General features: G+C 59.8%; 5 protein-coding genes and 1 tRNA gene. All 6 read right to left on the bottom strand.

Annotated elements, in window-relative coordinates:
* Window positions 1–154: 154 nt before the first annotated feature.
* The 6 genes from GT019_RS20620 to GT019_RS20595 all read right to left on the bottom strand — a co-directional run bounded on the left by GT019_RS20620 (window position 155) and on the right by GT019_RS20595 (window position 12,024).
* A tRNA-Leu gene (locus GT019_RS20620) sits at window positions 155–241 on the bottom strand.
* 124 nt (window positions 242–365) lie between these two features.
* A complete protein-coding gene (locus GT019_RS20615; protein ID WP_161745089.1) occupies window positions 366–2,399 on the bottom strand; it encodes an MGH1-like glycoside hydrolase domain-containing protein in 2,034 nt (677 codons plus the stop codon).
* 42 nt (window positions 2,400–2,441) lie between these two features.
* Window positions 2,442–3,404, bottom strand: coding sequence for a carbohydrate ABC transporter permease (locus GT019_RS20610; RefSeq protein WP_161745088.1), 963 nt, complete (start codon window positions 3,402–3,404; stop codon window positions 2,442–2,444).
* A gap of 12 nt (window positions 3,405–3,416) precedes the next feature.
* Window positions 3,417–4,340: an ABC transporter permease gene (locus tag GT019_RS20605; RefSeq protein ID WP_161745087.1), complete on the bottom strand. Its 924-nt coding sequence runs from the start codon at window positions 4,338–4,340 to the stop codon at window positions 3,417–3,419.
* Between the two features lie 81 nt (window positions 4,341–4,421).
* The gene (locus GT019_RS20600) at window positions 4,422–5,978 is read right to left on the bottom strand and encodes an ABC transporter substrate-binding protein (RefSeq protein ID WP_161745086.1); all 1,557 of its coding nucleotides are present in this window, start codon (window positions 5,976–5,978) and stop codon (window positions 4,422–4,424) included.
* Between the two features lie 196 nt (window positions 5,979–6,174).
* The gene (locus GT019_RS20595; protein ID WP_161745085.1) at window positions 6,175–12,024 is read right to left on the bottom strand and encodes a sugar-binding protein; all 5,850 of its coding nucleotides are present in this window, start codon (window positions 12,022–12,024) and stop codon (window positions 6,175–6,177) included.
* Window positions 12,025–12,054: the final 30 nt, after the last annotated feature.

Here is a 12,054-nt window from a genome sequence, read left to right as displayed (position 1 = left end):
CGTCTCGCGTCCGAATTTTCCGGTCGCAACGATGCGGTTGCCGCCGTGCGGCGCCGGCTTGCCCGAGCTTCCGGGATAATCGGCAGGGTCGGCGCTTCGACGACGACAAAAAAAGAAGCCCTGCCGTAAGCGGGGCTTCTTGGATGTGTGAAGTTGGTGCGGTCGAGAGGACTCGAACCTCCACGGCTGTTACACCACTAGAACCTGAATCTAGCGCGTCTGCCAATTCCGCCACGACCGCATCTGGCAGATGTCGTTTCTCGTATATCGGAAGCAACGTTTATTAAAATACCATGAAGCTGGCGCCGATGTCAACATTTTCTTCACAAATAATTGCGAACGACGTCGTCGTCTCCCGACCGATACTACACGGCCGCCGCTTGCCCGATCGTCCGGAGCTCCGGAACGCCGCTGTAGATTTCGCTGCCGTCGCGCACAATCCGGCAATGCCCCGGCGCCATGTGGACGTCGTAGAGATGTCCGCGGAAGTCATAGCCGATGAGCGAGACTCGCCCTTCCTCGGGCGGCTGCGGATGAATGTGCAGGCTGCCGTCCAGCTGCGGACGGATGCCGGCCATGCCGAAGATAATCGCCTGGGAGCCGGCCATGCCGGAGATGTTATTGGCCCGCTTGTGCGCGGGAACGGCCGGCCGATCGCAATAATGCTCCTGCGGCACGTACGGCAGTCGGGCGCCGATCCACAGATGGCGCTTCAGGACGTCCCAAGCCAGCTCCGGCCGGCCGATCTCCCACAGCGTCTGCGCCAGTATCGGTCCTTCGCCGCCGAAGCTGCCTCCGCCCGACCAGTCGGGATCGTTCAACTCGTAGTGAAGCTCATCCTCCGCGGATATGCTGGATACGCCGAACTGCCCGAGAAACGCCCCGTCGCGCAAATGCGATAACAGCGCGCGCTCCATCTCGGGCGTGCAAGCCCCCATCCGCAGCGCGTCGTAAGCCTGGATCGAATACACGATCTCCCGGTGCCCCCCGGGGTACAGGCTGCGGAACCATTTCGCCTCGTCGTCCCACAAGTCTTCCCGGATCGCGCGGCGAATGCGCGCGGACTTGCCGCGCCAGCCCTCCGCCTCCTCCAGGCCGAGATGCGCCGCCAATTCCGCCAGCCTGTCGTAGCACCAGGCGCGTTCCGCGTTCGGACTCGCGACCACGTGCTCGTAGCCGCTGCCGCGCATCTCCAGCAGATGATGATGATTGCCGTAATCGAGCAGCTCGCCCCGGCGAAGCAGCCTCTCCTCGTCGATCTCCAGCACGCGTCGCAGCACCGGGTAAAGCTCGGCGATCACGCCATGCTGGCTGAAGAGCGACCAGGCAAAATGAAAGAATGCCCACAAGCTGTAGGAATACGCGAACGGCTCGTAGCCCGTGCCGTCAGGGGCGAAACAAATATGCCGATCGATCCCGCCTTCTTCCATAAAACGCAGGTACTGCAGCGAGCCTTCGCTGCCCAGCAGCATCGTCAAGGTTTGACCCACGTAACCCGCCGCATCCCACGGGTAATTGTTGATGCCGCCTCCGTCGATGCCGGAGGTGACCGGAAACGGTCGGATTTTGAACTCCGGATGGTCCCACAGACAGATCAAGCCGCTGATCAGCGACCGGCGATAATACGCCTCGAGTCCCGGAATATCGGTCTCCAGCCGCGGCATGGCCGTTTCCGAACGGGCGATAAGTCCTCTCCAGCGTTCTTCCGTCTCCTTCGCCCAGTCGGCCAAACTATTCGGCAAGGGGGACTCCCTGCCGGCATCGGTCAGGACGACCGCGATGCGAAACGCGTATTCCTGTCCCGGCGACATAATGGCGGAAAGCCGGTCATGATAGACGGAGATCCGCACGGCTTCGTTCTCCCAGACGGATTCGTCGCCTAGACGCTTCGGAATCGTTCCGCCTACCGGAGGGCTGAAATTCCATGCGCCTAACGGCACCTTGCGGACGCTCCCCGGCTCAAGCCGCGGCATGATTTCCAGTGCGACGCTTCTGTCGCAGCGGTTCGTAACCCGCACTGCGAGCACGAAGCCGGCCTTGCCGGTTAACGGCACGAGTTCGCTAATTACGCCCAGCGACACAAGTCCCTCTTCCTTCAGCCAATGATACGTTCCGCGGCGAACGATGCGGTCGGGTCGCCACACCGCCCCCGCGAACAGGAGACCGCAGTCCCGTTTGCCCAAATTGCCGGTATCCTCGACTTTGTGGCCGTCAGCTACCAAGTCCAAACCAAATTGCAGCTCGCCCGCCGCATAGGGCGGCGAGTAGCAGCCTTTGACACCCGTCACCGTGCCGTACTGGGGTGCCGTGACGCTGTACAAGCTGCTCACCGCGATATGATTGGGCGGAGCCGTGCTTTTGCGCAGATCAAGCGCGTAATTATCCAACGGGTCGTTCACGTGAGGCTGCCTCCTTATTCTTGTCCGGCATGCGCCGGCTCGTCAGCCTTTGACGGCTCCGACGGTCAAGCCTTTGACGAAATATTTCTGCAAAAACGGATAGACGAACACGATGGGCCCGATGCCGACGATCGCCATCGCCATCCGGACCGTCTCGGTCGGAATCGCCGCCGAGGCCGTGCCGGCAACGGAAGCGTCGACCAAGCCGGAACTCAAATATTGAATGTTGTAGATGGTCTTGTACATGAGGTATTGCAGGCTCACCAGATGGTTGTCGCTGATGAACACCGAGCTCGTGAACCAATCGTTCCAATAGGCCAGCGTCTGAAACAAGCCGATGGACGCCATGACCGGCAAGGATAGCGGCAGGACGATTCGGGCGAAAATCCGGAATTCCCCGGCCCCGTCGATCTTGGCCGATTCGATCAGCGACACCGGTATCGTGTTCGCGAAGAAGGTACGCATGATGATGACATTGAACGGCATTACCAGATGCGGAACAATGAGCGCGAGCAGCGTATTGTTAAGGCCTGCCGCATTATAGACGAGATACCACGGGACGAGCCCGCCGCTGAAGAGCATCGTGAAGAATACGGCAAAGGCAATGACGTTGCGGTAAGGCATGTCTCTGCGGGAGAGCGGAAATGCGAGCAGCGAGGTCAGCAGCAGGCTCCCGATCGTGCCGATTACCGTGACCAGAATCGAGACGCCGTACCCGCGGAAGATCTGCGTCGCGTCTTCGAACAAATAGCGGTACGCGTACACCGAGAATTCCCTTGGAATAATATTGTAGCCATGAGTCACGATCGCCTGCTCGTCCGTGAGCGATACCGCGATGACAAGCAGCACCGGATACAGGCATGCCAAGCTAAGCAGCATGAAGACGGCGACTAGAAGCCCGTTCGCCCAGCCCGTTAAGCTATTGCTTGAATATTCCTTCTTCACCGCGCGTTTTTTTTCCGCAGGACGGCCGCCCGAGACCTGAGCGTCGGCGTGAGCATTCATTTCGGTTCCCTCCTAAAACAGCGCGTTTTCGCGGCTTGACTTGCGCAAGATGAAATTGGTCAGCAGCACGAGCACGAACCCGACCACCGATTGATAAAGGGAAGCGGCTGCCGACATCCCTACATTGCCGGTGACAAGCAGCGAGCGGTAGGTGAAGGTATCAATAACGTTTGTCGTCGGGTAAAGCACGCCCGTATTGAGCGGCACTTGATAAAACAAGCCGAAATCCGCATTGAAGATGCGGCCGATTTGCAAGATAACCATCACGATGATGACCGGGACGATCAACGGGATCGTGATTTTCCGAATCTGCTGCCATTTGGAGGCTCCGTCGATAACGGCTGCCTCGTAATATTCCTGATCGATTCCGATGATGGCGGCCAAATAAAGGACCATCCCGTAGCCGACATTTTTCCAAAGGTTAACGAGCGGTAGAATGACCGTCCAGTACTTAGGTTCGGTATACCACGAGATTTCATGGAACCCGAGCGGCTCCAAAATGACTTTGTTGATATAGCCGTATCCGCCGAGGAAGGCGTAGGCGAGATAGCTGACGGCGACGAAAGACAAGAAATAAGGGAAAAGCAAGCTGCTTTGAAAAAACCTCGCCAGTTTCCGGCTTCGCAATTCGTTCAGCGCGATGGCCAGAAGTATGGCTCCGACCGTGTTAAGGACGATAAACAATCCATTATAAAGCAGGGTATTGCGGGTCGCGATCAAGGCATCTTCCGTTTGGAACAAAAACTTGAAATTATCCAACCCTTCCCAGGGACTTCCCAGGATGCCGCCCTCGAAATTGTAGTTCTTGAAGGCGACGATGCCGCCGAACATCGGGATATAGTTATTGAACACCAGTACCGCTGCCGGCAAAATCAGCATCAGGAACAAGGCGCGGTATTTCACGAGGTTGAATAGCAAGCCAGCGCGACGGTTCATGAGCTCCGCTCCTTTCACGATCAATTGAAGAGGCCGGCAATCGTATACATGCCGGCCTCGCTATTCGCCTGCAGGTATTGCTTACTTGCCGCTTAGGAAAGCATCGACTTGCTTTTGTTTCTCGGCAATGACTTTATCCAGTCCGGCTTGCTTCATCTTGGCGATAAAGTCGGGCAGATCCTTGTCGGGATCCATGACGCCGGTGCTGAGGCCGTCGATGAACGAGTTGAAGATGTTGTTGATGGCCGCTTCTTCGTTCTTGACCGGTTCGGCGTTATAGCTGAAGCCGACGATCGGCGATGGCTTCGCCGAGGCATTGAACGCCTTGTACGCTTCCCATTTTTGCGGATCCTCGTTATCCCACAGATAGTTGAGGAATTGGTTGCCGAACATGTAGTTGTTGCCTGGCGTGTAACCGCTTTGGCCGGCTTGAACGCCGTCCGGCAGCTTGATGACCGTATCGCTTGCTTTCGCGAAATGCTTGCCTTCCACGCCGTTTACGAGCGTGTTCAGCAGCTTGGCGTCCGTATGCAGCAGGTTGATCAGCATCATGGCGCGCTCCGGATTTTTGGAGGTCCGGGAGATGGCCGTCATGGCGCCGTTCAGATCGCCGCTTGTCGTATAAGGCTCCGTCATGACGACTTGCACCATCGGATGGCCCCATTGCTGGCTGAGCACCTTGTCTTTGCCCGGCGTGAGCTGCTGCCATTGCGCGAAGACCGTGCCTGCTTTGTTGCCGGGAGCGGCGTCTTTTTGAGTGGCCGGATCCTTCTGGAAATAGCCTTTGCCATTCCAGTCCTTCATCAGCTTCAGCATTTGCAGCATTTCGGGCGATTCCCACTGGTCGACGACCGTCGTGCCGCCATCCTTCTTGATCGCGCCGGGTACGGCGCCGATTTGCTCGAACGGGATGAGGGTGACGTTGTTTTTACCGCCCCAGAACGGCGTCACGTTCGGCTCTTTCTCTTTGATGACCTGCAGCATCGGCTCCAGGTCCTCGTACGTCTTGATCGTGCTGATATCGAAGCTGTACTTGTCCACGAGGTCTTTGTTCAGCACGATGCCGAATTCGCTGGCCATTTCTTTCTCTACCGGCACCGCGTAGTTCTTGCCGTCGATCGCCGTGCCCGTCAGCAGCTCCGGATTCATCTGCGCTTTCGTTTCCGGGGCGTATTGGTCGATCAGGGAAGTGACGTCGAGGAAGGCGCCCTTGGCGACATTGCCGCTGAAATTATCCCAGCCGGCCGTGAACAAGAGGTCGAACGGCTCTCCGGAGGCGACCATCAGGTTGATTTTCTGGGCCCAGTTGCCCCAGTCGACCGCGTTGATTTTGACGGTGGCGTTGATTTTGTCCTTGAGCTCCTTGTTCATTTCTTCTTCGACCGCGGCTACGTCCTTCTGCTCGGTGCCCGGATAGTAGATCGACAGCTCTACCGGATCCAGGGCCGGTTTCTCGTCCGCGGGCGCCGCGTTCTCCGTTTGCGCCGCATTCGCGTTCGTGTTCGCGGTCTCCGGCTCCGCCGCGTTAGTCGCGTTCGCGCCGTTCCCGTCGTTCGAATTTCCGCAGCCCGTCAGCGCGAGCGAAGAAACGAACGCGACGGTGAGAAGCGTGGTGGCGATTTTGGATTTGCGTTGCATGTAAAACCCTCCTTTGTTTGTGTAAGCGGTAACGATGTCCCGTAACAGTTCCCATTGTAGACGCTTTCGCTCCCGGGCTGAATCAAATTATCTACGGCGGCCTTCAAAATTCTATCGGATATGCAAGGGCAAGGATGCTTCCGCGACGGGAAAGGAGCAATCCCCCCGAAACGCGGGACTGCTCCTAGGCTTGGTCTTATAGGAAATAAGCGGCCAGCGCGGCGAAATCCGCCGTGTCGATGATGCCGTCGCCGTTCATGTCGGCGTCTCGGTAGGTCTCGTCCCAGCCGGCATCCGTTAAGGTTTTGCCGTAATAACCGGCCGCGATGCCGAGATCGCCGGCGCTGATCTTGCCGTCCGCGTTCATATCGCCGGTCTGGATGGCCGATTGCGCGAACGTTTGGACGGCAGCTTGCAGCGTCAGGACGGCTTGATTCACTTGCGCCTGCGTTGCCGCGGCATCGTTCGCGGATGATTGGGCGGCAGCAATCGCCGCCTGCAAAATCGCTTTGGAGCCCGTTCGGTGCTGTCCTGCATGCGAGCCCTCCACAGCGGCGTTCAGCGCAGCCTGCGCCTGCGCGATCGCCTCGGACAACGCCGTTTTGTCGACGATCGCGATCTCGACGTTATGCGCCGCGTTCTCCAGCTGCGTTTCCTCCCCGCCGACCGTGGAGACGACGTTGTTCGTTATTGAAAACGCCGAAGATACGGCTGTGTCCGGTGTCTTCGCCTTGAGCGTGAATTGAAGGATATCGCCGTCCTCGTTCACGGCATTCGCGGTACCGGCAGCGGCCAGAATCACGTGCACCGTGCCCGGGACGGCCGACTGTCCGGCAATCGCGAACCCGGGTTTCGATTCGTTGACCGAGACGAATTCGAACAGGGCAGGGTTGTATTGAAGCTTCAGGTCCTCCGCCGCGATGCTGCCCTGCAGGTCGGACACCCCGTAATGAAGCACGTAGGTCTGACCCGCCGAAACGGAAGACGCGCCCGACAAGACCGCGGAAGCCGAGATCGGACCTTCCGCCGGAGTCGCATCGGCGGCGTACGCGAACGCGACTTTGTTGATCGTGCTCGTCCAGTTGTCGCACGCCGGATCCCCGTAAGGGAACACGATCTTCAGGTAGCGGATCCCGCTCGCCAGATCGTCCCCGGTCAAGCCGATCGTGTCGTAACCGGACGCATTGCTGAGAATTTGCGAATGAACGGGCAGCTCGGTAAAACTCTGTCCGTCCGCGGAACCGTAAAGCGTGAATTTGACCGTCTTCGGCAGACTCGTCCAGTTCGTCACGTTGACGTTATAGGACCGGATATCGCCGTCCGGCGACTTGTAGATGACGTACTCCGGTTCCAGGCTGTCGTCGTTCGAATGAATGATCCGGTCGCCGTCGCCGGCGTACTTCTCCAGCTGCCCGCCGAAGGCATTGACGATATGGCCCGATTTGCCGATCAGCTTGGACAAGTCGGCCGCTTCGTCCGTGAAGGTCGAGACCTCTCCGTCATCCGGCGGCGTCGTGGCGCCGAAGTACTTGAAGCCGACGTTCATCAGCTGCTCTTTCCAGTTCTCCAGGCCCGGGAATTCAATCTTCAGGTATTTGGTTCCCGCCGGCAGTCCGCTCGCGGTATTGCTGAATACCGCATAACCGTTCGCTCCGCCCGTCAGCTTGGAAGCCGCCGTGATTTTCGTGAAATTCGCGCCGTCCGCCGAGCCGTAGAAGGCGAATTGCGGCGTGCCCGAGAACAGGCCGGTCGTAATGTCGAAGGAATAGATGTCTCCCTCCGGCGAACGGTAAACGACGTATTCCGGCGTTGTCGGATTATCGATATTGTGCGCGATACGTGTAGCATCGCCAGAGAAATTCTCCGGATGGCCGGAGGCGTTGACGATCAGATTCGATTTGGCGTACAGCTTGCTCAAATTCGCATTGTCATCCGTGAACAAAGAGAGTCCGTCCGGATCTGGCGTTTCATCGTCCGGCAGCGCGAGACTCAGGTTATGGTTCAACAGGTTTCCGAAGCCGGAGGTGTCCCGCCAGTTATCGCCGGTTCCGTTCCATAAGATCTGGCTTTCGCGATTGCCGGCGTTGCCGCCGTCGTCGTCGTTATTGCCGATATCGAAGCCGAGCGTAATATCGCGGGCCGGATCGATGCCGAGGGACGCCCACGGAATAGCCAGCTCGACCGTATAACCGCCGGCGATGTCCTTCTGCGCATATTGTACGTTGGCCAAATTGCCGATCATGGACAGCTGCGTATCATGCCAGCCAAGCGTCAGCTGATGGTCATACGAATCGTATGCGGCGCCTTGATTATGGTCGGCGTCGAGGTAAACCTCCACCGAATCGTCCTGATAGGTTTGCGCGCCGGCCGTATCGTTGCGCAGATCGGCATCCAGCACTTCAATGCCGACGTACAAATTCTGCGTGTCGCCGAGCGTTCCGAAGCTGACGCCGTTATTGGACGTACCGGTAATCGCCTTGGTTACGTCGTTGTTCAGCGACCAGGACGGCTCGTTAAGCGCCCCGTCGACCGTCAGCGCGCCGGAAGGCTCCACTGCGGCAGCCGCGTTCTTGCCGTCGTTCAAATACAAGCTGCCGAAGGCGGCCGTGCTGCGCCAATTGTCCGCGTTGCCTCGCCACATCAGCTGGCTTTGACGCAATCCGCCGTTGCCGCCGTCGTCGTCGTTATAAGCCGCGTCGAAGCCGATCACCGCATTGTCGGCAGGGGGCTGAATGCCGATCCCGCTCCACGGAATGGCCATTTCGACCGTAAATCCGCCGTCGATATCCTTCTGCGCGAAGGTGATGCCGGGTATGTCTCCGCCGACCGACAGCTGGTCATCATGCCAGCCGAGCGTAATTTGATGATCGTCCGTGCCGAACACGGAGCTGCGCGCGTTGTCCCCGTCCAGGTAGATTTCGATCGAATCGTCCTGATAGGTCAAGGCGCCGGCCGTATCGTTGACCAGATTGGCGTCCAGCACCTTCATCGCGACGAACAACTTGTCGTCGTTCCACATCGAGCCGAACGTGACGTTGTTGTCGGATGCGCCGGTGATCATCTTCTCCACCCGGTTGTTGACCGACCAGCCGGGTTCGGACAGCTCCCCGTCGATCGTCGGCTCGGCCGCCGCCCGGTCCGAGACCGCGACGCCCGGCGCCAACGATCCGTCCTCGACGGGATCGGCGGTCACGATGACGACAGACTGCGATTCGTTGCCTGCCGGATCCTTCGCCGTGACCGTAATCGTATTCTCGCCCTTGGTCACGCGGACCACGGCCGTAAACGTGCGGTCAGGCTTCAGGGTCGCCGTCGTTCCGTTGACGCTGATGACGGCATCCTCGTTGACGCTGCCGTTCAACACGTAGCTGGTACCCGAGGTCGAGCCTTCGGAAGGCACGGTCAGCACCGGCGGGTTCGGATCGTACACGACCCGCACCGACGCGGGCACGGCGGTTTGGTTCAGCAGATTGGACGCCGTGACGGCGATCGCATTCTCGCCTTGGCTCAAGTTCAAGACCGTGCTGAACGCAAGCGGAGCCGCGTTGCCGCCGTCATCGCCGCCGTCCGAGCCGTCGTCCTGGCTGCCGGTCGATACGATCTTCAAATCGTCGATATACGGATCGTAATAAGCCGTATGATTGCTTTCGAAGCCGATTGCCTTGACGCTGCTCCATTGCACGGGCAGCGAGGTTGCCTCGCCTGTCGCTGCGTTGAAGCGTTGCGCCGCGTCGAAATCGGACAAAGGAATGGTCGCCTGCGTCCACTTGGCCCCGTAATCCGCGGCGGCAATGTAGCTCGAGAGCGGCAGCCTCGCCTCGACCGCCGTTCCGCCGTTATCCGAGATCAGCACGGCGGAGAAGCTGTCCACCTTGCTCTTCGTATACACCTGGAATTGGAGCGCCGCGGTGTCCTTGACCGCGGCATAATCCTCCGCTGCCGCTTGATTCCCCGAATTCAGGAAATTCAAGCCGACGCGGGCAAAGCCGGCCGTTAATTTCAACCGGAGCGAGCGCTCCCCTTCGGCCGGCGCGAATACCGATCGGCTGTCCCACACGACCTGCGCGTTCGTCGTAAAGCCGCCTTGCGCGCTGGTCAACCCCGCTCCCGACGAGACGTAGTTATCGTTCAGGATCTGCCGGATGACGTCGCCCGCCTGGCCGCCGCCTTCATCCGGCGTTCCCACTTGGATCGTCTCCTGCTTGACCGTTTCGCCGCCGGCCGTCTGCTTCACGGTCACCGCCGCGCTGCCGTTCGTCCGGCCCGAGACGGCGTAATCCCCTTGCTTGACGTACTGCAGTCCGCTCTGGTCCAAGGTCAGCCCCAAGTACGACGGATCGTACCTGACGAACAACGTCACGGGCTCGCCTTCGTTGCCGGCTCCATCCTTCGCCACGGCCGTGATCGTATTATCCCCGGGCCCAAGCGCGACGGTCGTGCTGAAGCTGTTATCGCCCGCGACCGGCACGGCTTGTCCGTTGATCAGCAGCGTGCCTGCTTCATCCAGATGCCCCGACACCGTGAATTGCGAGTCTCTCACGGCATAGGCCGCATCCTTGACGGACGTGCTGCCGGACTGATCGAACACGATATGCGGCGGCGCCGCGTCCTCGTCGGACGTGACGACGACGGACACGCTCCTGGCCGGCAGCACGACCGCGGAAGCCTTGCCGCCTTGAATGTTGCGGGAAGCCGCCAGCTGCATGTCCTGGCCTTTCGCGACGTCGGCGGTCAGCTGGTACACGTTGGCCGTCGTCCCGGTCAGGCCGTTCACGTTCACGGTTTTCGCGGCGTTCGTCGGATTGACCAGCAGCGCGGTCGTTTGGCTGCCGTTCACGAACGCGACCGCGTCCATCCATACCGCGTCCGTCGTCGTCAAGCCGGAGGCCGGATCCGCGCTGACTCGTCTGACGGTCGAGCCGACGGGAACGTTCTTGAACAAATTGCTGAGCACGTAGAACGCTTTCGACTTGGTCACGGTATAGCCGTCGCCGTCAAGCAGCACCTCGCCGACGTCGGTCGGGTGCCTGCCGTTCGCCCAGCCCAGCCACCAGAACCAATAATTGTCCTTGATGAGCGCCATGTCGCCCGCCAGGCGCTGGGCGGCGTTGATCGCCATGTCCATCTCCGAGACGCCGGCGATGAGCGTGCTGTACTCGGTCTGCCACAGGTCCTTGTCCGGCACCTGATCGAGCGCGGCGCGATAGTTCTTGTACACGTCGTTGTTGTCGAAGCCCTTGGCGAAATAACTATGCGAGGCCAGCCCACCGATCGCCGCGTTCAGCTCCGGGTCGCTGCGGAGCGCGGAGAAATCTTCGCCGAGCAGCAGCTCGTTCTCATGATAAGCTGCGCCTTCCGGACCGAGAATCTCCACGGCGTTCAGCCCGGCGGCGTCGAGCTTGGCGCGCAGCAGCTTGGCGACGCGCTGGTACTGCGTGCCGTTGTCTCCGCCCCAGTAGCACCACTCGCTGACGATTTGCGACAACGGTTCGTTCTGGAAGCTGAGCGCCTTGGGCACGCTCGCGCCGTGAGCCGCCAGCCACTGAATCGATTTGACGAGGTAGTCCGCGTAAGCCGTCTCCTTGTCGGTGCGGAGCCTCACGTGCTCCGAGCCCGTCCATCCATTAACGGTCGGCAGCGTCTTCATCCCGATCGGCGGGGACCAGACCGACACGATGTAATCGTGCATCCCTCTCGTCTCGCCGGCATGGACGATTCCGTAAATTTCCTGCATTTTGGCGTCGATCAGATTGCCGTCCCCGTCTCCGGCCACGGCCGGAATCATGACCCGGAACATCGAGGCGCCCAGATCCTCGAACAAGGCTTGCTGCGCCCCCGTCTTGTCGGTAAAATCCCGGTTCCAGTCCGCGCGGTTCCAGGAAGGGAATATGCCCCAGCCCTTCACCGTCTGCTGGTCGACGCCCGACACGGTGACGTCGTACGCCGGCGCGGCCTCCGCTCCCGCCGGCTTGGCGGGCAGGCCGGAACACGCGATCAGCGCCGCAAGCGCGACGCCGATCGTTCTTCGCAACTTCAACGATCTCATTAACCAATCTCCTCCTCTGCGTTATCACCT

The sequence above is a fragment of the Paenibacillus glycinis genome (assembly GCF_009909185.1).
GTDB lineage: Bacteria > Bacillota > Bacilli > Paenibacillales > Paenibacillaceae > Paenibacillus_Z > Paenibacillus_Z glycinis.
Note: the sequence above shows the minus strand (reverse complement) of the source record. Positions and strands in the feature narration are given on the sequence as shown.